The following is a 23,943-nucleotide window of genomic DNA, read 5'->3' as shown; positions in this document are numbered from 1 at the left end:
CGCGCCGACGAAAAAGTCTGTACCGCAACATATTTAGGAGCTGATTATTTCATGGCCCGTTTTACCGACCGATCCGCCATTGTCACCGGGGCCGCCCAGGGCATCGGTGAGGTCTACGCCCGCGCGCTCGCCGCGGAAGGCGCGAAAGTTGTTGTCGCCGACCTGAATATCGAACGCGGTGAGGAAGTCGCGAAGCAGATCACGGCAGACGGCGGCACCGCTACCTTCTGCCGGGTAGACGTCGCGGATCCCGAATCCGCCGCCGCACTGGCGGAATTCACCGTCGCGCAGTTCGGGGGCATCGACCACCTGGTCAACAATGCCGCCATCTACGGCGAGATGAAGCTGGATCTGCTGCTCACCGTGCCGTGGGACTACTACAAGAAGTTCATGGGCGTGAATCTCGACGGCGCACTGAACGTGACGCGCGCGGTGTGGCAGCAGATGGCGGCGGGCGGCGGCGGTTCCATCGTCAATCAGTCCTCCACCGCGGCGTGGGTGTACTCCGGCTTCTACGGCCTGGCGAAGGTCGGAATCAACGGCCTGACACAGCAACTCGCGGTCGAGCTCGGCGGCTCCAAGATTCGGGTGAACGCGATCGCGCCGGGCCCCATCGACACCGAGGCCACCCTGACCGTCACACCGGGCAGCATTGTGAAGGATATGGTTTCCCGCCTGCCGATCAAGCGCATGGGTACGCCGCAGGATCTGGTGGGCGCCTGCCTCTACCTGCTCTCCGACGACGCGAGCTGGGTCACCGGCCATATTCTCAATGTCGACGGCGGGCAGATCATCCGATGACACTCGAATCCTCCAGTGTCCCGGTCGGATTCATCGGCCTGGGCAATATGGGCGCGCCCATGGCGAAGCGGCTGCTGGACTGGCCGGGCGGGCTCACGGTGTGCGATGTGAATTCGGCCGCGACTCTCCCGTTCACCGAGGCGGGCGCGCGGGCGGCAGCCGATCCCGCGGCGTTGGCGGCCGAGTCGGCGGTGATCTGCGTGACCGTCGTCAATGACGCACAGGTGCGCGAGGTGCTCACCGGCCCGGCGGGCATTCTGCGTACCGCGGCCCCGGGAACCGTGGTGGCCGTGCACTCCACGATCAGCGATGAGACCGCGGCGCAGCTCGCGGCGGTCTGCGCCGAGCACGAGGTCGAGTTCGTCGATGCGCCGGTGAGCGGCGGCGCACCCGGCGCCGCACGCGGTGTGCTCGCGGTGATGGTCGGTGGCAGTGACGCCGCGGTGGAACGCATCCGAGCGCCGTTCGGCTGCTTCTCCGATCTCATCGTGCACGCGGGCGGGGTCGGTGCGGGCACCCGAATGAAGCTGGCGCGCAACCTGTTGCACTTCGTCGCCTTCACCGCCGCCGCCGAGGCGCAGCGCCTGGCGGAGGCGGCCGGGCTCGATATCACCGCTCTCGGCAAAGTCGTGCGGCACTCCGATGCCATTACCGGCGGGCCGGGCGCGATCATGCTGCGCGACACCACCGCGCCGATCGATCCGGCCGACTTCTGGTACCCGATCCTCGGGCATGTCCGCGACCTCGGGGAGAAGGATCTGAGTCTGGCTCTCGAACTCGGTGATCGCCTCGGAATTCCGTTGCCGCTCGCGCAGTTCGCCCGCACCGGACTCGGCAGCGGACTCGGCGTGGGCGACACCGCGCTCAACTCAGACTGATGGTGTGCCCGGTGTGCTCGATCTTGGCGCGCAGGTAGTGCAGATTGCTCGAGGTGGCGTGGACGGCCGTCGGCACGAGGGTGCGGACACCCACTCCGAGCGCACCGAGCTGGCGTGATTTATCCGGATTATTGGTCAGCAGATCCACTTCCGTCACGCCCAGCGCGGCGAGCATCTGCGCGGCGGCGGTGTAGTCGCGCGCATCCTCGGGCAGTCCGAGCGCGGTATTGGCCGCGTAGGTGTCCATGCCCAGATCCTGCAGCGCGTAGGCGTCGAGCTTGTTGTACAGGCCGATATCGCGGCCCTCCTGGCGCAGGTAGAGCAGGACGCCGCCGGCATGGGTGATGCGTTCGGCCGCCTCGCGCAGCTGAGGTCCGCAATCGCACCGAGCCGAGCCGAAGACGTCTCCGGTGAGGCATTCCGAATGCAGTCGTACCAGTGGCGTTCGCGCCGGCCGCTGGTCGCCGAGCAGCAGGGCGAGGTGTTCTCTGCCGTCGGCGAGGCCGTCGAAGGTGACGGCTTCCGCGACGGTCGAGTATCCGTCCCCGAAGGTCAGCGGAATCGTCACTCGGGTGCGAATACTCGCACCCACTGCGGTGGTGGTGTCCATAACTGCTCCGGTGTTCCGAGGACCTGTTCTGTTCAAATTTGAACCTCGGTGATCATCTGCTTATTCCACTTCGAACAATCGCTGTAACCTGGGACTATGGGTCATTCGCGGTGGCTGGACGGGGAGGAGCGCCGGGCCTGGCTGGCCTTTGTCACCACTGCGACCCTGCTGAATCGGCGGCTGGATCAGCAGCTCGAGCACGATGCCGGGCTCTCGCACCCGCAGTACGAGATCCTCGTCCGGCTCGCGGACGCACCCGGGAACGAGTTGCGCATGAGTGAGCTCGCCACGGCCATGTTCAATTCGAAGAGCAAGCTCTCATATCAGATCGACCAGTTGGAGAAGGCCGGTCTGGTGCGGCGGCGGTCCTGTCCGACCGATATGCGCGCGGTCTACGCCGTGCTCACCGATGCGGGCCGGGACAAGCTCGAACAAGCCGCGCCGGGGCATGTCGCAGCCGTTCGGGAGCTGTTCATCGATGTGCTGACTCCGGCGCAGCTCACCGCGATCGCCGACGGTCTCGGCCGGATCACTCAGCGGCTGCGCGAATCCGGTGACTAGGCCAGGGACCGCCAGGTCCACATCGCGGAGATCTCCAGGGGATCGGCAGGCGTGACCAGGCGCGGCAGGGTATTGAGTCCGTTCGGCGGACCGGATTGCGCTTCCACGCAGACCGCCTCGGCCTGCTCGTCGTAGATCACGACCCATTCGGTCCGGCTGGTGATTCGCAGTTCCACCGCACCCGGCCAGGTGAGGGTGACATCCACCCCGCCGGGCATGCCGAAGCAGTCGTCCCACGGGCCCGGCAGCGGGGGAATGCGCCGGCCGGTGGGCAGATGATCAGCACCGCGCTCCTCCTGCCATGCGGGTTCGAAGGCGAGCTCGACATCCTTGCCGCGGGCGAGGTTTCGCAGGAACCACGGATGCCAGCCGGCCTGCGCCGGGAACGAGTCCCCGGCGGCTTCGACGGTCATGGTGAGCGACAGCGAGTTCTCGTTCAGCTCGATCGACTGGGTGACGCGCCCCGGGAACGGCCACGGCTCGACGAGGTCGTAAGTGAATGCGGCGGAACGCCCATCGCTGCGGACAGTGCTCCACGCGGTATTGCGACCGGTGCCGTGAATGGCATGCGGGGCACTGTTGATGGGCATCTGATATTGCTTCCCGCCACTGCGGAACCGGCCCAATTCGATTCGGCCGCACCAGGGCACCATGGGGAATACCCCGAACTTGGCCCCCTGCCGCAGGAGTTCGGTGTCCCGGAGCCGCAGGCTCGTCAAGCGGCAGCCGTTCTCGGGATCGATGGTCAGTCCGGCGTCTCCAGCGGACAGCGAGATGATCGTGTCGGTGGTCACGAATCGACCTTACGACTCGAACCGGCTCAGCCGCGGTGGGCTTCGAGATAGAGCTGCAGGACCAGGCGGCCCTGGCTGACGATCCATTCGTTGCGGGGCGCGTTGCGGTAGGCCTGTTCGATGGTGCCCTCGGCAATGGCGATCGCCACGGCGAAGACGCGGTGATCGGTATGGGCGGGGAGCAGGCCCGAGGTGATCAGCAGGTGGCCGAACGACTGTGCACAGCGCCGCTGGTGGGTGCGGACCAGTTCGCGGTCCGCGGCGGCGAAGTAGAGCGAGACGAACTCCAGGTGCCGGAGGAAGTGGGTGCGGTGCACGGTCGCGAAGACCGCGATCGCGTCGGCGATGCTCGCCGCCCGCAGCGTCTGGATGTCCTCGGCAATGCGCCGGTCGATGCGTTCCATATCGCGTTCGAGCATCTGCTGAAGCACCGCTTCGCGATTGGCGAAGAACTGGTAGAGCGTGGCGACCGGCACCGCGGCGCGCTCGGCGATCGCACGGGTCGTCACGGCGTCGATGCCGTTGTCGCACACGAGCTCTCCGGCCGCATCCAGGATGCGCTCGACCCGTTCCCTACTGCGCGACTGCACGGGTGCGCGTCGCAGCCGTCCCGCCTCGGTCACCCGCTCATGATCTCAGACCGCGGGGCGTTCGTCCCGCGCTTGGCCGCGGCGGCAGAACATGAGCGGAACATGACTTTTCGGCGGATCGGCCAGGTAGCGACGCGACGGAAACATTACAGGCGCTGTGGATTGTTTATGCCGGTGTATGCGGGTCGCGTGAATGTGAAACACCAACTTGCGCAGTGTTGTTGAGCGTGCGAACATAACCGCCAGCGCGGCCGGGTACGAGATATGTTGTCACGCAACAGATTGCCTAGCGTGCCGGCTGAATGGTGAACGCCTGGATGCGAGGAGTTTCGATGATGGCATCTGACGACAGTGCGGCACTGCGGCACGATATGCGCGAGAACACGATATGCGTGAAAATGCTGGGCGAGTTCGCCTTTTCGAATCCCGGCAATGAATGGATGCGGTGGCGTTCGAATAAGGCGCGCTCACTGTTCGGGGTATTGCTCGTCAACAAGAACCTCGTTGTCGGCAAGGATCGGCTGCGAGAGCTGTTGTGGCCGGAAGCCGATCGGTCCAGCACCTCGTTGAAGGTGGCGGTGCATACGCTGCGCAGGGTGCTCGACACCCACCTCGGCGCGGATCGGGACTATCTGCGGGTGGAGTACCGGGACTTCGGCTACGTCATGGATGTGGGCGATGAGGTGATCGTCGACTGTCACGAGTTCGAGCGGCACACCTCGGCCGCCCGGGACGCGGCCGCGCGCGGTCGCCGGGCGGAGGCGGTACAGCTGTATCGGCGGGCCGTCACGCTGTACTCGGGCGAATTCTTCAGCGGCGAGCGGGACGGGTGGGTGACCGAGCAGCGGCATTGGCTGCGCGCGCTGGCCTTGAGCGCCTGGGAGGCCCTGGCCGAATTCGCCCTGGAGGCAGGCGAACTCGGCGACGCGGCCGACGCCTGCCGCCACACCCTTGCCATCGACACCGCCAATGAGGCGGCCTTCCGCCGGATGATGGTGATCCACGCCCGGCGCGGCGAGCTGCAGCAGGTGGAATGGTGGTACGAACTCTGCGCCGAGCGCCTGCGCGAACACTTCGAACTCGATCCCGACCACCACACCCGCGCACTGCTGCGCCGGGTACTCAACCGCGAATTCGCGGTGGAACCGCGCCCCGCTCAGTCGGCGGCAGGTTCCCCCGGCTTCGGCCGGCGGCACCGATTCGTGAGCGCCCTCAACAGTCGATAGTTGCGCGCTACATTCGCTCAACCCACTGTGAGCGGGAGGGTCCGGGGGCGAAGGCATCGCCGAAGTACTGAGTCTCGTGGACTACTTCGGCGCCTTCGAATTCCATGATGCTGACGACGTAGGACGGTTGCCCGTCGTAGTCGATGACGAGTTCGGTGATCCAGAGCCCGCCGCCGCCCTGGATGCGGCGCACGGTGAAGCGTTTCGCACTGGGCTGGGCGGTCCGTGATGCCTGAATGTGCTGCCGGCCGCGGATGCGCTCGCCGGATTGCGGATAGTCGAGAACCGCGTCGGCTCGGTAGATCTGGTGTTCGGTCACGAAATCGCCGGCGTCCGAGGCTGCCCAGTGGCGCTGCAGCGCGGCCCGCGCATCGTCATCGTGCATGGCGCACTTCCCTTCCCGTGGATGGACGTAACCCCCGCGCATATCTATAGCTGTCCCGCCGAGTCCGGTAGGCACTCGGGGCTACCGGGATCGGCGGGGCCCTACTGGAAGGAAATCAGAATGTCACCTCCAAGCAGCAGCCGATCGGCAGCCATAGCGCGGCTCGCCGCGATCGCCGCGTCCATGGCGGCGGTACCGGCCGTGGCCATGACCATTGCCGGTCCGGCCGGTGCGGCAGTGGCCCCGGCGCCACAGAGTTACGTCGTCGGAGCCGCGGCGAAGGAGCATCTGTCCACGCTGCTCGCCCAGGGCGTCACGGCGGACCTGACCGCCGCTTCCCATGGCGTGCAACACGATACGACGGAGCCGAATCCGTTCCACCAGTTCCATCAGTTCAACGAGGGCCCGTTCCGCCAGGGGAGTCCGTTCGGCCAGGACGCCCCGTTCCACCAGGCGCCCGGGGACCCCTTCATGGAGTTGTCCGAGCCCTAGATCGCGCCCGCCGCCAGGTTTGCGCAGACCTGGCGGCGGGTGTGGGCCAGGTTCGTCGATGTGCGAGAAATGAGTGAGCCCAAGTGAATTCGTTCAACCGGAACATCCAGATCGTGGTGAAGGTCTCCAAGTTCTGCAATCTGCGGTGTAAGTACTGCTACGAATACCCGGAACTGGGAAACCGTGCGGCGATGTCGCGGGCACAGGTGACCGCCATGTATCACAATCTGCGCGAATACTTCTCGATGATCGACGAGCGGGACGGACTGCGCACCAAACTCGACTTCATCTGGCACGGTGGCGAACCGCTGCTGCAGCCCACCGAGTTCTACCGGCAGACACTGGCCGACCAGAACGAGATATTCGGTGCGCAGCTCCCGACCTCGAACAGTGTGCAGACCAATCTGATGATCCTCGACGACGAACGCCGCCAATTGCTCATGGACGGCTTCGATTCCGTGGGCGTCTCCCTCGACGTGATCGGGGGCCTGCGAGTGAACCTGGCAGGCCGCGATTCACAGCAGCGGGTGGCCGAGAATCTGGACAGACTGCTGGCGGCACACGCGCAGGTGGGATGCATCTCGGTGCTGACCGCGCAGAACATCCACGCCGTGGAGCAGGTGTTCCGTTTCTTCGAGGAGCGCAGGGTCAACTTCCGGGTGCTGCCGCTGTTCGACACCGGCGAGCCCGGCCAGACCACCCCGTTCGAGGTGAGCGCCGAGCAGGAGCTGTCCGCGCTGGCGCACCTGATCGAACTGTGGCTGGCCAGCGAAACCATGCAGCGCCCGCCCGCGCCCCTGGACAATTACGTTCAGATCGCCGCCCGCTACCTTGCCGGAGCCGGGGGCGCGGAGTACTACGACCGCCGTGAGTGGCTCCCGCTGGTTCTGGTCAATACCGACGGCTCCTGCTTCACCTACGGCGAACCCTACGGCGACCCCGCATGGTCGATCGGCAATATCTTCACCGAACCCTTCGTGGACATGCTGGCCGGCACAGCCTTCGAACGCTGCGCGGTGGAGGCCGAGCGCAGAGTCGCCCGAAACTGCCTGTCCTGCCCGTTCTTCGACGCCTGCGGCGGTTCGCTGGTGGCCGAAACCGAACCCCACGAACGTGATGAGGACGGCCACGGCACCCTGCTGTGCACCGGCCGCCCGGTCATCGCCCATATCGCCGAACTGCTGCGCGACCGGGTGCCCGACACCGTGGAGCAGTGGCGGCAGCAGTACACCATTGCCTGACTTCGGCTGGCGCACAACCTTTCCCGATCCCTCCGCCCTTCTGTCCAGGACACGCTATGACCCTGCGTCAGCACACCGGCATCGCCTACGCCGGACTCCGCAACGGTGTGAAACTTCTTCCCCCGTCCGGAACACAATCCACGGACCGCGTCGAGCTGAGCTCCGGCTTCCTGCCCGCGGCCGCGGGGCCGCTGCCCGGCACCTACGCCGACGGCTCGTTCGTTCCTCGCGCGCCGTGGCGCTCGCCCACCTGTTACGAACGCGGAATCCTGTACGGCACACCCGATCCCGGAGCGCCGCCGGGTGATTGGATTGCCGTCGTGCCCGTACCCGCCCCGGTACTCGACGCGTGCGCCGAGCTACGCGCGGCGGCGGCCGTCGGCGCCGAGTCGGCGCTCGCCTCGCTGCTCGATGGCCCGGCAGGCCGCATGGCACTGGTCGAGTCGATCCGCTGGGCCACCACCCTGACCGATCCGGCCCGCCCCGGTATCGAGAACCCGCTGCTGTACGGCAAGACCCCCGCCGGAAACCTGACGATGACCACGGGCAGTCACGGCCTCAGGGTCGGAATGCATGTCGACAGCTGGTACGGCAATCCGCTGAAATCCCGTGCAGCAGCGGCGAATCGCGTCTCCCTCAACCTCGGCAGCCGCGACCGCTGGCTGCTGTGCGTCAATGCCCCGGTCCAGGTCATGGAACAGGCGCTGCGTGAGGGCGACCTACTCGCGGGTGCGGGTGATCCGCGATTCGCCCTGGGTAAACGCTTTATGGAGGTGTTCCCGGACTATCCCGTCACCAAGATCACCGTGCACCCGGGCGAGGCGTACATCGCTCCCACCGAGAACATGCTGCACGACGCGTACGCCGAACCTCACGGGCAGATCGACCTGCAGTTCAGCTGCCGCGGCTACTTCGCATCCCCGTAGCACTCCACCACCGCGGTCGTGAAGGGGAACCGAACAGGTGTGGGCCCGAAGGCGATTCGCCCCGCATCGTCCGCCGCGGCGGCGATTGCCGCGGCGACGGTGTCGGCCTCCTCGGCCGGACAGTGCACGATGACCTCATCGTGCTGAAAGAAGACCAGTTCGGCCCGCAGCCCCGCGCGGGTGATCGCATGCCGCAGCCCCGCCAGTACCAGCAGCGTCCAGTCGGCGGCGCTGCCCTGCACCACGAAGTTCCGGGTGAAGCGGCCGCGCGCACGCGCGCCGGGTGTACTGCCGAACCGCCCGGCATTCTCCTGCGAGTGGTCCACCTGATCGGAGGCCGCGGCCACCGGCGTACAGGTGCGGCCGAACCAGGTGCGCACCAGGCGGCCTTCCTCACCGGCACTGGCCGCGTCGTCGACATAGGCGACCGCGGCCGGATAGCGGCGGCGCAGTTCGGCCATATGGGTGAGGGCATCGCCGGAGGTCTGGCCGTACATAGCGCCCAGCATGGCGATTTTCGCCTGGGCGCGATCGCCGCCGAAGGCGCGGGCCGCCAGATCCGCGTACAGATCCTCACCGCGACCGGCCACCTCCATGAGCCCCGGATCGCGCGAGATCGCCGCCAGCACCCGCGGTTCCATCTGATCGGCGTCGGCGACCACCAGGCGCCAGCCCGGGTCGGCCCGGATCGCCTGCCGGATCACCTTCGGAATCTGCAGCGCGCCACCGCCATTGGTGGTCCAGCGTCCGGTCACCGTGCCGCCCGGCACATATTCGGGACGAAAGCGACCATCGTGCACCCACTGCTCGAGCCAGGACCAGCCGTGTGCGGTGTACAGGCGATAGAGCGATTTATAGGCCAGCAGCGGCGCCACCGCGGGGTGATCGACCTCCTGCAGCTCCCATTTCCGGGTGGAGGACAACAGGATTCCCGCGCGCCCGAAGGCCCGGATGATGTCCTGCGGCAGGTCGGGCCGCACCCGCACGCCGTCTCCGAAGGCCCGCGATACCTCCTCGGCCAGCTCCGCCATCCGCCGCGGCTCGGTCCCGCCCGAAATCCGTTCCCCGAGCAGCCTTTCGAGCAGCTCCCGGTGCACGTCCGCATGCCAGGGAATTCCGGCCAGGTACATCTCCGCGGCCACCAGCATGCCCGCCGATTCGGCGGCGAGCAGCATCCGCATGCGTTCTGGGTATTCGGTCCGGGCCGTGCGGGCCACCTGTGCCGCGTAGACCTCCAGCAGCGCGGTGAATTCGTCCGTACCGGGCGGTAGCGGCACCGGGCCCGATTCGAACAGGGACGGCTGGGTCTCGGCGGCCCGCGCGGGTGCGTCCGGTGGTACCGGCAGATTGTGCAATCGCGCCCAGGACGCCGCCAACGAGCGAGCCTGCCCCGACTGGCCCTGCTCATGACCGATCAACAGTGATTCGGCGGCCTCCACGTCATAGCAGCGCTCGACCCGCACACCCGCGGCCAGCAGATGCCGATATATCTCAGAGGTCGAGCGCCAGACCCACCGCTCGACCTCCGGACGCGAGCGCACCGCCTCGGCGAGCGAGGGCTCGTGCAGCACCGCCCCGGCCGGGCGACCGTCCGGGCCCAACGGGCACAGCCGCGCACCCCCCTCGTCAGTTTTCGCCACCGCCCATCGCATATGCCCGAGTCTGGCAGCGGGCACCGACATCACTGTCGATCTCCACAATTGCGGCGGGTTCTACCCGCATGTGGGGCCGATTCCCGCAATACGGACGGGTAACCCCGTGACGCTGTGCATCTGCTCGAAGCGGAGTGCACACTAAGCGGAACCGGGAGTAATCACCCTTGCCCTACCGGGCCAGTGCTGTGGAAAGGAGTCGGCGAGTTGTTCAGCCGCATCGCCATCGTGAACCGGGGAGAGGCCGCTATGCGCCTCATCCATGCCGCCCGAGATCTGGCAGCGGAGACCGGAATACCGATCGAAACCGTCGCTCTGCACACCGATGTCGACCGCAATGCGACATTCGTGCGCGAGGCTGACATCGCCTACGACCTGGGTCCGGCCTCCGCCCGCCCGTATCTCGATCTGAAGGTGCTCGAGCGCGCCCTACTCGCGACCAAAGCCGATTCCGCTTGGGTCGGTTGGGGTTTCGTCGCAGAGGACCCGGCATTCGCGGAGCTGTGCGAGCAGATCGGCGTCACCTTCATCGGGCCCAGCCCGGAAGCCATGCGCAAGCTCGGCGACAAGATCGGCGCGAAGCTGATCGCCGAGGAAGTCGGTGTGCCGGTCGCGCCGTGGAGCCGCGGGGCGGTGGAGACCGCCGACGACGCCCTGGCGGCCGCGGCCGATATCGGTTATCCGCTCATGCTGAAGGCCACCGCCGGCGGCGGCGGGCGCGGCATCCGCATGGTGTCGAACGACGCCGAACTTGTCGATGCCTATGAACGCACTCGTCAGGAAGCCGCGCGCGCCTTCGGCAGTGGTGTGGTCTTCCTCGAGCGCCTGGTCACGGGCGCCCGGCACGTCGAGGTCCAGGTGATCGCCGACAGTCACGGGACCGCGTGGGCGCTGGGCGTGCGCGACTGCTCGGTGCAGCGCCGCAATCAGAAGGTCATCGAGGAATCGGCCTCACCGGTGCTGAGCCCCGAGCAGGCGGCCGAGCTCAAGGCCTCGGCCGAGCGGCTCGCGGTGGCGGTCGGGTACTGCGGTGCGGCGACCGTCGAATTCCTCTACCACCCGGGTGAGCGGCTTTTCGCATTCCTCGAGGTGAACACCCGCCTGCAGGTGGAACATCCGATCACCGAGTCCACCACCGGGTTCGACCTGGTGCGGGCGCAGCTGCTGGTGGCTTCCGGCGGCCGGCTCGAGGGTGAGCCCCCGGCCGAGCGCGGCCACGCCATCGAGGCGCGGCTCAATGCCGAGGATCCCGATCGCGATTTCGCGCCCGCCCCGGGCCGCATCGCGCGACTGGACCTGCCGGCCGGACCCGGAATTCGCGTGGATACCGGTGTCAGCGAGGGCGATACGATTCCCGCCGACTTCGACTCGATGATCGCCAAGATCATTGCCTACGGTCGTAACCGCGATGAGGCGCTGGGCCGGTTGCGCCGGGCCGTGGCGCAGACCCGCGTGGTCATCGAGGGCGGCGCCACGAACAAGAGCTTTGTGCTCGATCTGCTGATCCAGCCCGAGGTGATCGACGGCAGCGCCGACACCGGCTGGATCGACCGCGTGCGCGGTGAGGGCCGTCTGGTCTCGCACCTCAACTCCACGGTCGCCCTGGCCGCCGCCGCGATCGACGCCTATGAGGAGGAAGAGCGGGTCGAGCGGAACCGCTTGCTGTCCACGGCTTCCGGCGGACGCCCGCAGGTGCAGCACGAGAGCGGCCGCCCGCGCGATCTCAAACTGCGCGGCGCCGGCTACCGGGTGCGCGTCGCGCGCATCGGTGCGCACCGGTTCCGTATCGCGGTCGAGTCGGGCAGCGAAATTCGCACCGCCGATGTCGATCTCGAGCGTTTCGATCACCACACCGGGCAGATCGTCGTCAATGGCACCCGGTACCGCTTGACCACCGGCACGCACGGCCCGATCCACGTGGTCGATGTCGACGGTGTCACCCACCGCATCAGTCGTGACGAGGGCGGTGTGGTGCGCTCACCCGCTCCCGCGCTGGTGGTCGCCACGCCGCTGGAGATCGGCGCCGAGGTCGAGGCGGGCGCGCCGATTCTGGTGCTGGAGAGCATGAAGATGGAAACGGTGCTACGCGCACCGTTCCGGGCGCGATTGAAGGAATGCGCTGTGTCCGTCGGCTCCCAGGTGGAGACGGGCGCACCGCTGATGCGGCTGGAGCCGCTGGCCGATGACGACGCGGAGGCCGCGGCGGTCACGGTCGGCGAGCTGGATCTGCCCGCCGAATTCACGGCGGTGCTGCCGCACGAGCGGCTGGCCCGCGGTCAGCAGGACCTGCGCGGCATGCTGCTCGGCTTCGATGTCGATCCGCACGATGAGCGCCGGGTGGTCGAGGACTACCTGGTCTCGCGCCGGGAAGCCATTCTGGACAACCGCCGGCCGCTGGCCGAGGAGCTCGAACTCGTCGAGGTGTTCGCCGATCTCGCCGAGCTGACGCACAACCGCTCCTGGGACGAGGACGGCGGCCACAGCCACGTCCACAGTGCCCGTGAGCATTTCCACACCTACCTGCAGAGCCTCGATGTCGAGCGCGCCGGGTTGCCGGAGACCTACCGGGCCAAGCTCGCCAAGGCGCTCGGGCACTACGGTGTCACCGATCTGGATCGGACTCCCGATCTGGAAGGCGCGGTCTTCCGCATCTTCCTGGCGCAGCAGCGTCCGGCCGACACCATCACGGTCATCACCACGCTCCTGCGTGAGTGGCTGCGCGAGTCGGTTCCGGACCGTGCGCTGCGCGAGCCGGCGGGTCTGGCGCTGGAGCGCCTGGTTGCGGCGACGCAGGTGCGTTTCCCCGCGATCGCGGACCTCACCCGCGGCGTGGTGTACGCCTGGTACGGCCAGCCGCTGTTGCGGCGCAACCGTGCTCGCGTCTACACCAATGTCCGCAAGTACCTGCGCCACCTCGATACGCATCCGGATACTCCCGATCGCGCCGAGCACATCTCGGATATGGTGCGCAGCACCGAACCTCTGGTGCGACTGCTGGGCCAGCGGCTGGTGCGCGGTCATGCCGACAACACGGCCATGCTCGAGGTGCTGACCCGCCGGTACTACGGCAACAAGGGTCTGGTCGACGTTCGCACCCATGAGGCGGACGACTGCACCTTCGTCATCGCCGAGCGCCGGGGCCTGACCCTGGTCTCGGCCGCGGTGAGTTTCGACGCGCTCGACACCGTGCTGCGCGGTCTGAGCGAATTGGCCGGTGGCGCTGCCTCTATCGAGGCCGATATCTACCTCAGCTGGGAAAAGCAGCCGGAGGACTTCGACGCCATGGCGGCGGCCCTGCAGGAGGCGCTCAATGCGCAACCGCTGCCGCACCAGGTGCACCGGATCACCGCTACGGTGGCGGGCAGCGGCGGTGCGGTCATGCACCACCACTTCACCTTCCGCCCCTCCGCCACCGGTCTGGCCGAGGAGCGCCTGATCCGCGGTCTGCACCCGTACATCGCGCAGCGGATGCAGATGAAGCGGCTGCACAAGTTCGATCTCACGCGGCTGCCGTCCTCGGATGACGAGGAGATCTACCTCTTCCGCTGTGTGGCAAAGGAAAACCCGTCGGACGAGCGGCTTGTCGCCTTCGCGCAGGTTCGTGACCTGGCGTCACTGCGTGAGCACGACGGCCGGTTGCTCGCGCTGCCGACCGCCGAGATCACCATCGCCACATGCCTGGATTCGATCCGCCGGGCGCAGACCCTGCGGCCGTCGGCAAAGCGCCTGCACACCAACCGCATTGTGATGTACATCTGGCCGCCGGTCGATATCACCCGCGCCGAGCTGGAGACGATCGCGGCCCGCGTGCAGCCGACCACCGCCGGTGCGGGGTTGGAGGAGATCCTGATCATTGCGCGGCATCGGGATCCGAAGACCGATGAGCTGAAGAAGGTCGCGGTGCGCGTCGTCTTCGGCGCCACCGGCGGCACCGAGGTGATCATCGGTGAGCGGTCCGATGATCCGGTGGAGCCGCTGGATGCGTACCGGCAGAAGGTGTTGCGGGCGAGCAGCCGCAATACGGTGTACCCGTACGAATTGACCGGCATGCTGGGCGATTTCGCCGAGTACGACCTCGACGCGAATCACGCGCTGGTGCCGGTGGACCGGCCCAAGGGTACGAACAGGGCCGCGATCGTGGCGGGTGTGGTGAGCACGCCGACCACGCTGTATCCGGAGGGCGTCACCCGTGTGGTGCTGCTCGGCGATCCGACCAAATCGCTCGGCGCACTGTCGGAGCCGGAATGCCGCCGGGTGATCGCCGCCCTGGATCTGGCCGAGCGGATGCAGGTGCCGCTGGAGTGGTTCGCACTGTCCTCCGGCGCCCGGATCTCGATGGAGTCGGGTACCGAGAATATGGACTGGGTGGCCGCGGCGCTCAAGCGGATCGTCGAGTTCACCCAGGACGGCGGCGAGATCAATATTGTCGTCGCGGGCATCAATGTCGGTGCGCAGCCGTATTGGAACGCCGAGGCGACCATGCTCATGCACACCAAGGGCATTCTGGTCATGACGCCGGATTCGGCGATGGTGCTGACCGGTAAGCAGGCGCTGGACTTCTCCGGTGGTGTGTCGGCCGAGGACAATTTCGGTATCGGCGGTTACGACCGCGTCATGGGCCCGAACGGTCAGGCGCAGTATTGGGCGCCGAACCTGACGGCCGCGCGGGATGTGCTGATGGCGCATTACGACCACACCTATGTGGCGCCGGGGGAGCAGTCCCCGCGACGGGCGCAGACCAGCGATCCGATCGACCGCGATGTCTCCGATTACCCGCATGTGGTGGCGGACAGCGATTTCACCACCGTCGGTCAGATCTTCTCCGCTGCCGCGAATCCGGATCGCAAGAAGCCGTTCGATATTCGGACGGTGATGCGGGCGGTGTCCGATCAGGACCATCCGGTGCTGGAGCGCTGGGCGGGCATGGCCGATGCCGAGACCTCCGTGGTGCAGGATGCGCATCTGGGCGGAATCCCGGTGTGCCTGCTGGGTATCGAGTCGCGCGGGGTGCCGCGGCGCGGCTTCCCGTCGACCGACGGGCCGGACACCTATACGGCCGGCACGCTGTTCCCGCGGTCGTCGAAGAAGGCCGCACGGGCGATCAATGCCGCGAGTGGCAATCGCCCGCTGGTGGTGCTGGCGAACCTGTCCGGCTTCGACGGTTCGCCGGAGTCCATGCGGAAGTTGCAGCTCGAGTACGGCGCCGAGATCGGCCGTGCGATCGTGAACTTCCAAGGCCCCATTGTGTTCTGCGTGATCTCCCGGTATCACGGCGGCGCGTTCGTCGTGTTCTCCAAGGCGCTGAACCCGAATATGACGGTGCTGGCGATCGAAGGTTCGTTCGCCTCGGTGCTCGGCGGGGCTCCCGCTGCGGCCGTGGTGTTCTCGAACGAGGTCAATGCGCGCACGGCCGCGGATGCGCGGGTGCGGGACCTGGAGGAGCGCGCCGCGAACGCCTCCGGCACCGATCGGGCGGCGCTGATCGCGGAGCGCGACGATGTCCGTTCGGCGGTGCGCACCGAGAAGCTCGGTGATGTCGCTTCGGAATTCGACCGCGTGCACAATATTCCGCGCGCTGTCGAGGTCGGTTCGGTCGACGCCATCGTCCGCGCCGCCGAACTGCGCCCCCGCATCATCGAGGCTATCGAGGCGCGGTTGCGGTGATGCTTCCGATCTTCTGATCGGCAGTACGCCGAGGTAGCGTATTCCCCTGCGCCCCAGGCCTTTCCGAGTACCGGTCAGGTCTGGGGCGCAGGGCGTTCGAGGGTGTTCCGCGGGCCGAGTCCTGCGGATGCCCGGCGAAAAGCACCTGGTGAGAGCACACTGGGTGGGGCGTCGTATGCTTCCAGCGCAGCTAGTTCGCTGGTGATTTGCGTTGTCGCGGTGAAGTGTCAGTGCTCGGGGAAGTTGGGAATCCACGGGAAGGAGGGCCACCAATGGGGGTGGACCCGCACCACCAGGCCGAGCCAGACAGGATGTCGGCCCGGATCGCCCACATCCTCGACTGGATGAATCTCGAACCACTGCAGTGGAGTCTGCACACCGAACCCGCCGACGAATGCGGCCTGGGAACCCTCACCGAGGCCCTCGGCGCGGTCCCCGCCGACTACGACCCCGTAGCCGCCGAACTCCTGGCCCTCCAATGGGCAGAAGCCCTCAACCTCCCCGAACGCCCCGCCCTCAAAGGCCGCCGCGAATTCTCCAGATACTGCGACCAATCCGACAACCTCCCCGTCGACCGCATCCGCATCTGGTGCAACACCCTCCTCTCCCAAGACCTCTGAGCCGCGGCCGGTCTCGACGCCTGCGCTCGTAGGGGGTACGCCCGCGACTCGTTCAGAGCCGGGAGCGCCGAGTCTCGTCCGCCCATGATGGGGGGGATGCGGTGTCGCCGCAGCGGGGCGTCCCTCGGGGATCTGCACATGCGGCGCAAGTGAATTCGCTGTTGCGATCGGCCGCGTCTGCGCTATAGTACATATGTCTTAGACATTAGTCTTAGGCGAGAGATCGCACCGGCCTCGGCGCCGGATCGAAAGGACCTGTCATGAAGGTCATCACTGTCACCCGTACAACCTCCGCCGCACCTGAGGACATCTGGGCGTTGCTCGCCGATGTCGCCGGTCGCACTCGCTGGGACGGCGCCCTGGAGTCGATCGAGGGCTCGTTCGAGCTGGGTGCGCGCGGCTCGGTGAAGTTGAAGGGGCAGCCCGTGCGCGTCTGGGAGATCGTCGAATGCATTCGGCCGCAGCGCTATACAGACCGATTCTTCCTCCCCATGGGCGGGCGGATGGACTGGGTCCACAGCATCGAGCCCACCGATGACGGATGCGCGGTCACCTTCGATATCAGCGCACACGGATCGACCGCATTCATCCTGCGCCCGATCATGCGCGCGATTCTTTCGCGCGAACTCCCGCCCACCGTCGATAAACTGGTAACTCTGGCCGAGGCTCAAATCGCAGAACGGGCGAACCAACGCTGAACTATTGCAGGCAGCGATGTTCGGCGATTCCGGCCTACTTCAGCAGTGGTCGGCGATCGCGGTGGCTGTCGGTGCGGCGGCGGCCTGAACGGTCACGTCGAGATGAGTTTTACGTCGCTGATGAGCCAGCGGCCGTCGGGTTGTTCTTCCGCGGTGACCACCGAGGCGGTGAGGGAGACCGCGGGGGTGGGGGTGAGATCGGTTGTGGTGGATTGTTTTACGTAGCCGACGCCGAGGGCGGTGGTGCCGGTGATCGCTCGGAGGCCGCAGTTGAATTCGATGACTTCGCTGCGGCTGTTCGTGGCGAGGAAGTATTCGCGGGTCGCGTTGTTGGTATCGATCAATTGTTGGCGATGTGCGCCCGTTGACGCGTCTATGGCGCCGGTGAAATAGTCGTCCAGCGATTGGGGGTCGTAGGTCGACATGTGATTCAAATAGAGATGGATCGAGTGCAGTGCGGCAATGTGGCGGGTTCCGATTTTCGCTATTTCGGGGACCAGGCCGGCCGGGGGTTCGGTTTGGGTGGGGACGGCGCCGAAGTTCGCCGGCTTGGCGGTAGTACTCGTACTGCCCTGAGCTGCGGTGGAACCGGCATTTCCGTCGTTTCGGGCGTAGTACGTGGCGCCGACGGCGATCGCGCTCAGGGGCAGCACACCGGCGATGGCGGCGAGCTTCCGGCGTGTGAATCCTCGCTTTTCGGGTTGCGTTTCGGGAAAAGGCGGGGGCTCAACCGGGGGGAAGGACAGTTCTGCTTTCTCGGATTGAGTCAAGGGGATTCCTCACTGTTGGGCGGCCGTTGCGAGACGCTATCTGCCGGCAGGCGATTCGGCAGACGAATCGATTGAATCCGAGGCTCGCAACATACGCACCGTCCCCGAGCGGACGCTTGCTCTATGGGTCGGCTTCGGATCGATATAGAACTTTGATAGCGACAAGGTTGCCACACAAGGGCTTTTGTCGGATTCGTCCGCTACAGTCCGCAATTGGATTGCATCCCAAGTCATTTCCCCCGCGTCATCCTGCGGTACCCCTCGCGCTACATCCTTTGAGCCCTGGAGGTCGAATGACTGCTGGTCCGTTCGCGCCTGAAACCAAGACCGCCGCACAGGTACTGGCGCATACCCGGGAACTGGTGGAACCCGCCCATCGCGCTGCGGTGGACCGGCTGCCCGGACCCCTGCGGCACATAGTCGGATATCACGTGGGCTGGTGGAATGCCGACGGCGCCGCCTGCTCCGAATCCGGGAAGGCGGTGCGGCCGGCGCTGACGCTGGCGGCCGCGCGCGCGGTGAGCGGTCCGCTCGGTGATCTGCTCGCCCGGGCCGCGGTGCCCGCGGCGGTGGCCGTCGAACTCGTGCACGACTTTTCGCTGCTGCACGATGACGTCATGGACCATGACCTGACCCGCAGGCACCGCCCATCGGCCTGGTCGGTGTTCGGTGTCGGCCAGGCAATTCTGGCCGGTGATGCCTTGCAGGCCTTGGCGATCGACGTGCTGGCCGAGGTGGCGACGCCCGGCCCCGCCCTGCGGGTACTCACCGAGACGGTGCTGGAACTGTGCGCGGGCCAATCCGCCGATATCTCGTTCGAGAGCCGCACCGATGTCACCCTGGACGAATGCCTGACCATGGCGGCGGGCAAAACGGCCGCGCTCCTGGGTTGCGCGTGCGAGCTCGGCGCGATCGCGGTGGGTGCGGGGCCGCGGCAGATCGGTGAGATGCGTTCCTTCGGAAGGCATCTCGGCACGGCCTTCCAGCTGGTGGATGATCTGCTCGGCATCTGGGGCGATCCGAAGGCGACCGGCAAGCCCGTCGGCTCGGATCTGCGCAGCCATAAGAAGTCGCTTCCGGTCATGGCGGCGCTGTCTTCCGGCACCGCGGCCGGTGCGCAACTCGGCCGCCTGTACTACCGCGACGAGCCGGTCGACGATCTCGCGGTTGCCCGATTGACCGAGTTGATCGAGCGGGCGGGCGCGCGCAGATGGGCGAGCTCGGAGGCGGAGCGGGAGATCGCCGCGGCGCTGGCCTGCCTGGAGCGCGCCGGTGCGGATGCGGAAAACTCCGCGGATCTGCGGGTGCTGGCGGACCTGATCACGCACCGCAACCACTGAGCGACGAGGGCGCGGTCCGCGCCGCATTTGTGGTCCCGAGTGGTTCGGATCACAGTTCCTGCGGTTGCCAGCTGATATCTGGAGTCATATGGTTGGGCCGTTGCGAGACGCCATGGTTCCGTATTATTCGGCTCGGCCGCACCTCGACCCTCGGTCAGAAGGGACAGCGCAGAATGAATGCGACGGACCCGATCTTCTCCCTTCGACCTGGGCGATTCACGCCCGACATTGTTCGAACCGAGAACCGAATGGGTCAGTTGCTGATCGAGGCGAACGATGACCTGCGCGCCCCGCTGACCGAAATCGGCGAACTCGTCGATCGGTATCGGCAGGGCGCGGAATCCGACGGCGATCTGGTGATGGACCGGATCGCCCAGGAGTCGGTGCGCATGCGCCGCATGCTCGACGAATTATTGACCCTCACCCGAATGGATGTGCTGTATCCATTCGAATGGCAGCCCGTGGACATGGGCGCCGTGGCCGATGAGGTCCTGCGCGACGTCCATGTCCCCGAATCGCATAATCGCCTGGCGGCATTGACAATCGAAGGCCCTGATTCCTGCGGGGTGGTCGGCGATCGCATTCGCCTGCGCCTGGCGCTGTCGAACCTGATCGCGTGCGCGATGGCCGCCGCCGAGCCCGGCGCCGTGGTCTCGGTGCGACTCATCGCGGGCGAGCGGGTGATTCGCATCGAAGCCACCACGAATGGTCAGGCGACCACCGCCGGCAGGGCTACCGCCGGGCTGGGGCTGGCCGTGGTTCAGTCGATAGTCGCCGCACACGCGGGCGCGGTGTGGGTCGAGCACGAGGCCGGTCGCAGTGGCACTTTCACCGTCGAACTACCCCGCGCCCTGACTCCGTGCGGTTCCGGAACTCCCGGTGGCATTCGGCCGTGATGCCGGTCGGCCACTGATCGGACAGGTCGTTCAGATCAGCGCCCGCAGCATGCCCTCCGGTTCGATGCCCATCGAGGTCAGCGCGTCGGAGTGGTAGATCGATCCCGGAATATGAATGGCATGCTGCAGGCCCACATGCGCATCCCGCCAGAAGCGCTGCAGCACATGACCCTTGCGCACGGCATTGCCACCGGACCGGGCGAAGATCTCATCGACCGCGGCCACCGCGCGCCAGGCGCAGCGAACCTGATTGCGGCGCACCACGGACCGATCGGCGAAAGTGATCGGCGCACCCGCATCGGCCAGATCGTAGAGCCTGCTGATCCCGTCCAGCAGCTGGGCGCGTGACGCCGCGATCTCCGAGGCCGCCTCGGAAATGGCGTACAGCACGTACGGATCATCCTTGATCGCGGTGCCCATGGCGGTGATCCGGCCGCGCTGATAGTCCAGGTGCGCGGCCAGTGCGCCCTCCGCGATACCGATGACGGCCGCGGTGATGCCGAGCGGGAACATGGCCCAGAACGGCAGCCGGTACACGGTTTCGGTGCGCCCGGCCCGGTCGGCGGCAAGGGTTCCGGAGGAGACCTCCTCCGAGTCGATGGTGCGATACGCCGGGATGAACGCACCGTCGACGATCACGTCCTTACTGCCGGTGCCGCACAGTCCGATGACATCCCAGGAATCGTCCACGATGGTGTAGTCCGCGCGCGGCAGCACCACATGCAGGATCTGCGGCGGCATTACGGGCATGCCGTCGGCGTCACCGACTATGGCGCCCAGAAAGATCCAGTCGCAATGGTCGGTCCCGGAGGAGAAGCTCCACCGGCCCTTCAGGATGTAGCCGCCGTCGGTCGGCGTGGCGATACCCTGCGGCGCATAGGGCGAGGCGATCCAGGTATCCGGATTCGCGCCCCACACCTCTTCCTGCAGCCGGCGATCCATGAGCGCCATCTCCCACGGATGCACCCCGCCCACGCCGCATACCCACCCCGTCGACCCGCAGGCCGCGGACACCGCCATGACCGCCTCGGCGAAATCCCTGGGGTGCGCGGCGAATCCGCCGAAGTCGGTGGGCTGCAGCATGCGCATCGCCCCGGCATCGCGGATCAGCGCGACGCTCTTGTCGGACAGTTTGCCCGCCTGCTCCGTCTCGGCAGCGGCCTCCGCCAACTGCCCGGAAATCTCCGCCACCCGATGAACAACGCTGTGCGACATGCCCGCACCTCCGAACCACTAGCGAGAACCGGCCCCGCCAAGCGGCGAGGCACCCCTCGAAGTTAACGGTGACCACCCTCACAGCGGATGATCTTCCCGCTGATCGGGTCGGCCGATGGTGGTGCGGGCACTGCTGCAGTACGCTTGGCGGCTCTCAGCCGAGGACGAATCCGCCGCTCGGGTTGGTGTGCTGGGTGTCCTCGACGCCGTGCAGCATGGCCGCCATGGCCTGCACCACCTCGCCGAGTGCGGTGACGGCGGCATTCTCCGCCGGATCGGTGGACCAGGATTCGGTCATGACAGGCCTTTCGTGAGGTCGGGCGTGCGCAGATGGTGGTCGGTCAGGCGCTGATAGGCATCGCCGGCGCGCAGTACGGTGGCTTCGGCGAAGGGCCTGCCGCTGAGGGACATCGACAGCGGTGTGTGCTCGCTCGACAGGCCGATCGGCACGGCGAGGGTCGGATTGCCGAGCGGATTCCAGTACGGGGTGTGCAGGGACGCAAGCACATTCAGCGGCTGCAGCTGGTCGATGGCGGCCAGCGGTGGCGCGCCGAGATGGCCGGTCGGGGTGAGAACCAGGTCGACCTCGGTGAACAGCGCGGCCATCCGCTGCTGTGCGATGCGCCGAACCCGTTGCGCCTGAATGTAATCCGAGGCGCTGAGCGCATCGCCCGCGGCGAGGATGACGCGGGTGCCGCGGCCGTAATCGCTCCAGCGGGTGCGCAGATCCTCGCGATGGTAGGTGTGCGCCTCGGCGAGCATGACCACGACATCGATCGCGGACACCTCCGGATACATCGGGACTTCCACCGGCACCACGGTCGCCCCGGCCTCGCGCAGTGCGGCGATCGCCGCGGCGAACAGTTCCGGCTGGGCCGGGTCGATGCCCGCATTGGCGTAGCGGTCGAGATCGTCTACGCCGATGGTGATTCCACGCAGATCGCCGGTGAGCGCACCGGAGTAGTCGTCGACCGCGGCGGGCGAGCTGTACGGGTCGGCGGCCTCGTGCCCGGCGATCACCGACAGCAGCAGCGCGCAGTCCGCGGCCGAGCGCGCCATCGGCCCGACATGGTCGAGGGTGTAGCCCAGGGGGACGACACCGGATTTCGGCACCCGCCCGAAGGTGGGCTTCAAACCGGTGATTCCGTTGAACGCGGCGGGAATTCGGATACTGCCCGCGGTGTCGGTGCCGATGGCGCCCAGGAACATGCCCGCCGCCACGCCGGATCCGGATCCGGAACTGGATCCACCGGCCCACCGGTCCAGGTCCCAGGCATTGCGCGGCACCGGAAACGGTTTATCCGGATCGGGAACACCGATCGCGAACTCCATGGTGGTGGTCTTGCCGGTGACGATCGCCCCGGCCTGTTCCAGCCGGGACACCACGGCGCAATCGCCGGTGGCGGCGCCCCATTCGGGCGCGAGCACCAGACTCTGCGCGGTGGTGGACGCGTGAGCGTGAGCGAGAATGTCCTTGACGCCCAGCGGTATTCCGTCGAGCGGAGCCAGTTCGCCGCCTGCCGCGATCTTCGCGTCCACCCGCTCGGCCTGCGCCCGTGCCCGTTCGTCGAAGCGGGCCAGGAAAACGCCGAGACTGCCGTCGACCGCATCGGCGGTGGCAAGGGCGCCCTCGATCAGTTCGACCGCGCTCACCGCCCCGGAGCGCAGTGCGGCGGCCGCATCGGTGAGCGTCGAAAAGGCAACGGGGACTGTTGTTGTGGTCATGATTGCTCCTCGTTCAGCGGGGGAGTGCACCGGTCAGATCGATGCGGGGGATCGAGCCGATGCGCAATTGCATCTCGCTGCGGCAGGTGCCCAGCGCATAGTCGATCGCCTGCCCGTTGCGATCGCGGATGGTCTGTTCCACCAGCAGCACCGGCTCGCCCGGCAGCACATGCAGCAGCGCCGCCGCGTAGTCGTCGGCCAAAGCGGCCTGGAGGCCGATATCGAAGGTGGTGAAGTCGATGCCGCCGGCATGCAGCAGCGAGTAGAAATCGTCCCGGAAAGTGGTCAGGTCGACCCGGGCGGCTTCGGGAGCGCGCAGGTAATTGGTGAACAGCGCGATCGGCCGCCGGTCGAGCAGCAGCACATACTCGATGCACAGGCAGTCCTCGCCGAGGGCGGTGCCGTCGAGATGGTCGGCGATCACCCGGGGCGCCGGAACCCACGCCCAGTGCAGCAGTCGAGGGGTGATGCGCCCCAGCGCGAGATGCTCCTCGAGCGAACGGCCCTCCGGCGGAAGCGCTCCCGAGACCAGGTAGTCGGCGCGGACCGGTACGGTGCCCACCCCGCGCCGCCGTTCGACGAGACCGTCCGAACGCAGCAGATCCAGCGCCTCACGCACGACATCACGCGAGGCCTGGTACTGATTCATCAGCTCGGGCTCGCTCGGCAGCTTGCCGGAGCCGAACGCGCCGTCGCGCAGGGCCGCGCGCAGCAGATCGTGCAACCGCCGGGCAAGCAGATGCGAGGAGGCGGGCAGGCACTCCTCGACCTGAACGTTGAATTGCGCCCGTTCCTGTGCGAGCTCGGTCGCATCGGCTCGGCGGGGGCTCTGCTCGCTGGGTGGCATATTCGTACTGTG

22 protein-coding genes are annotated in these 23,943 nt (G+C 67.0%); 12 read left to right on the top strand and 10 right to left on the bottom strand.

Features of this window, described 5'->3' with window-relative positions; genetic code table 11:
- Window positions 1-51: 51 nt before the first annotated feature.
- Together OG326_RS30165 and OG326_RS30160 are read left to right on the top strand one after the other, a co-directional pair.
- Window positions 52-801 carry an SDR family oxidoreductase gene (locus OG326_RS30165; RefSeq protein ID WP_327140529.1) on the top strand — a complete coding sequence of 250 codons (750 nt, stop codon included), beginning with the start codon at window positions 52-54 and terminating at the stop codon, window positions 799-801.
- Window positions 798-1,679, top strand: a complete 882-nt coding sequence (locus OG326_RS30160; protein ID WP_327140528.1) for an NAD(P)-dependent oxidoreductase — start codon at window positions 798-800, stop codon at window positions 1,677-1,679. Before OG326_RS30165 ends, OG326_RS30160 begins: the two co-directional genes overlap by 4 nt.
- On the opposite strand, the gene OG326_RS30155 is transcribed toward OG326_RS30160, so the two are convergent.
- The gene (locus OG326_RS30155) at window positions 1,666-2,289 is read right to left on the bottom strand and encodes a GTP cyclohydrolase II (protein ID WP_327140527.1); all 624 of its coding nucleotides are present in this window, start codon (window positions 2,287-2,289) and stop codon (window positions 1,666-1,668) included. The genes OG326_RS30160 and OG326_RS30155 overlap by 14 nt on opposite strands.
- Before the next feature lie 96 nt (window positions 2,290-2,385).
- Between OG326_RS30155 and OG326_RS30150 the strand changes: the two genes are divergently transcribed.
- On the top strand, window positions 2,386-2,850 hold the full coding sequence (locus OG326_RS30150; protein ID WP_327140526.1) for a MarR family winged helix-turn-helix transcriptional regulator: 465 nt from the start codon (window positions 2,386-2,388) through the stop codon (window positions 2,848-2,850).
- On the opposite strand, the gene OG326_RS30145 is transcribed toward OG326_RS30150, so the two are convergent.
- Both OG326_RS30145 and OG326_RS30140 read right to left on the bottom strand, forming a co-directional pair.
- Entirely contained in the window at window positions 2,847-3,644 is a 798-nt protein-coding gene (locus OG326_RS30145) for an aldose epimerase family protein (RefSeq protein ID WP_327140525.1), read from the bottom strand. The two genes, OG326_RS30150 and OG326_RS30145, sit on opposite strands and share 4 nt — an antisense overlap.
- 26 nt (window positions 3,645-3,670) lie before the next feature.
- Complete coding sequence (locus tag OG326_RS30140) at window positions 3,671-4,267, bottom strand: TetR/AcrR family transcriptional regulator (RefSeq protein ID WP_327140524.1); 597 nt, start codon at window positions 4,265-4,267, stop codon at window positions 3,671-3,673.
- A gap of 299 nt (window positions 4,268-4,566) precedes the next feature.
- Between OG326_RS30140 and OG326_RS30135 the strand changes: the two genes are divergently transcribed.
- The gene (locus OG326_RS30135; protein ID WP_327140523.1) at window positions 4,567-5,460 is read left to right on the top strand and encodes an AfsR/SARP family transcriptional regulator; all 894 of its coding nucleotides are present in this window, start codon (window positions 4,567-4,569) and stop codon (window positions 5,458-5,460) included.
- 7 nt (window positions 5,461-5,467) lie between these two features.
- On the opposite strand, the gene OG326_RS30130 is transcribed toward OG326_RS30135, so the two are convergent.
- The gene (locus OG326_RS30130) at window positions 5,468-5,845 is read right to left on the bottom strand and encodes a hypothetical protein (RefSeq protein ID WP_327140522.1); all 378 of its coding nucleotides are present in this window, start codon (window positions 5,843-5,845) and stop codon (window positions 5,468-5,470) included.
- A gap of 120 nt (window positions 5,846-5,965) precedes the next feature.
- Here OG326_RS30130 and OG326_RS30125 point away from each other — a divergent pair, with 120 nt between their 5' ends.
- The 3 genes from OG326_RS30125 to OG326_RS30115 all read left to right on the top strand — a co-directional run bounded on the left by OG326_RS30125 (window position 5,966) and on the right by OG326_RS30115 (window position 8,504).
- Window positions 5,966-6,337, top strand: a complete 372-nt coding sequence (locus OG326_RS30125) for a hypothetical protein (protein WP_327140521.1) — start codon at window positions 5,966-5,968, stop codon at window positions 6,335-6,337.
- Between the two features lie 83 nt (window positions 6,338-6,420).
- Entirely contained in the window at window positions 6,421-7,578 is a 1,158-nt protein-coding gene (locus OG326_RS30120) for a radical SAM protein (protein ID WP_327140520.1), read from the top strand.
- A gap of 56 nt (window positions 7,579-7,634) precedes the next feature.
- A complete protein-coding gene (locus OG326_RS30115) occupies window positions 7,635-8,504 on the top strand; it encodes a hypothetical protein (RefSeq protein ID WP_327140519.1) in 870 nt (289 codons plus the stop codon).
- Here OG326_RS30115 and OG326_RS30110 read toward each other — a convergent pair.
- Window positions 8,486-10,180, bottom strand: coding sequence for a bifunctional 3'-5' exonuclease/DNA polymerase (locus OG326_RS30110; RefSeq protein WP_327140518.1), 1,695 nt, complete (start codon window positions 10,178-10,180; stop codon window positions 8,486-8,488). The genes OG326_RS30115 and OG326_RS30110 overlap by 19 nt on opposite strands.
- Window positions 10,181-10,363: 183 nt before the next feature.
- Here OG326_RS30110 and OG326_RS30105 point away from each other — a divergent pair, with 183 nt between their 5' ends.
- The 3 genes from OG326_RS30105 (at window position 10,364) to OG326_RS30095 (ending at window position 17,138) form a co-directional block, all read left to right on the top strand.
- Window positions 10,364-15,820, top strand: a complete 5,457-nt coding sequence (locus tag OG326_RS30105; protein WP_327140517.1) for an ATP-binding protein — start codon at window positions 10,364-10,366, stop codon at window positions 15,818-15,820.
- 272 nt (window positions 15,821-16,092) lie between these two features.
- Window positions 16,093-16,440 carry a hypothetical protein gene (locus OG326_RS30100; RefSeq protein ID WP_327140516.1) on the top strand — a complete coding sequence of 116 codons (348 nt, stop codon included), beginning with the start codon at window positions 16,093-16,095 and terminating at the stop codon, window positions 16,438-16,440.
- Between the two features lie 260 nt (window positions 16,441-16,700).
- Complete coding sequence (locus OG326_RS30095; RefSeq protein WP_327140515.1) at window positions 16,701-17,138, top strand: SRPBCC family protein; 438 nt, start codon at window positions 16,701-16,703, stop codon at window positions 17,136-17,138.
- Between the two features lie 92 nt (window positions 17,139-17,230).
- Here the strand turns inward: OG326_RS30095 and OG326_RS30090 are convergent, their stop codons facing one another.
- A complete protein-coding gene (locus OG326_RS30090; protein WP_327140514.1) occupies window positions 17,231-17,908 on the bottom strand; it encodes a hypothetical protein in 678 nt (225 codons plus the stop codon).
- Between the two features lie 293 nt (window positions 17,909-18,201).
- Between OG326_RS30090 and OG326_RS30085 the strand changes: the two genes are divergently transcribed.
- Together OG326_RS30085 and OG326_RS30080 are read left to right on the top strand one after the other, a co-directional pair.
- Window positions 18,202-19,248: a polyprenyl synthetase family protein gene (locus tag OG326_RS30085; RefSeq protein WP_327140513.1), complete on the top strand. Its 1,047-nt coding sequence runs from the start codon at window positions 18,202-18,204 to the stop codon at window positions 19,246-19,248.
- A gap of 248 nt (window positions 19,249-19,496) precedes the next feature.
- On the top strand, window positions 19,497-20,144 hold the full coding sequence (locus OG326_RS30080; protein ID WP_327140512.1) for a sensor histidine kinase: 648 nt from the start codon (window positions 19,497-19,499) through the stop codon (window positions 20,142-20,144).
- 30 nt (window positions 20,145-20,174) lie between these two features.
- On the opposite strand, the gene OG326_RS30075 is transcribed toward OG326_RS30080, so the two are convergent.
- The 4 genes from OG326_RS30075 to OG326_RS30060 form a co-directional block, all read right to left on the bottom strand.
- Window positions 20,175-21,359, bottom strand: coding sequence for an acyl-CoA dehydrogenase family protein (locus OG326_RS30075; protein ID WP_327140511.1), 1,185 nt, complete (start codon window positions 21,357-21,359; stop codon window positions 20,175-20,177).
- Window positions 21,360-21,513: 154 nt separating this feature from the next.
- A complete protein-coding gene (locus OG326_RS30070; protein WP_327140510.1) occupies window positions 21,514-21,657 on the bottom strand; it encodes a hypothetical protein in 144 nt (47 codons plus the stop codon).
- Complete coding sequence (locus tag OG326_RS30065; RefSeq protein ID WP_327140509.1) at window positions 21,654-23,084, bottom strand: amidase; 1,431 nt, start codon at window positions 23,082-23,084, stop codon at window positions 21,654-21,656. Before OG326_RS30065 ends, OG326_RS30070 begins: the two co-directional genes overlap by 4 nt.
- A gap of 13 nt (window positions 23,085-23,097) precedes the next feature.
- Window positions 23,098-23,931: a GntR family transcriptional regulator gene (locus tag OG326_RS30060; RefSeq protein ID WP_327140508.1), complete on the bottom strand. Its 834-nt coding sequence runs from the start codon at window positions 23,929-23,931 to the stop codon at window positions 23,098-23,100.
- Between the last annotated feature and the right edge of the window lie 12 nt (window positions 23,932-23,943).

It is taken from the genome of Nocardia sp. NBC_01327 (assembly GCF_035958815.1).
In the GTDB taxonomy this organism is placed as follows: Bacteria; Actinomycetota; Actinomycetes; order Mycobacteriales; family Mycobacteriaceae; genus Nocardia.
Note: the sequence above shows the minus strand (reverse complement) of the source record. Positions and strands in the feature narration are given on the sequence as shown.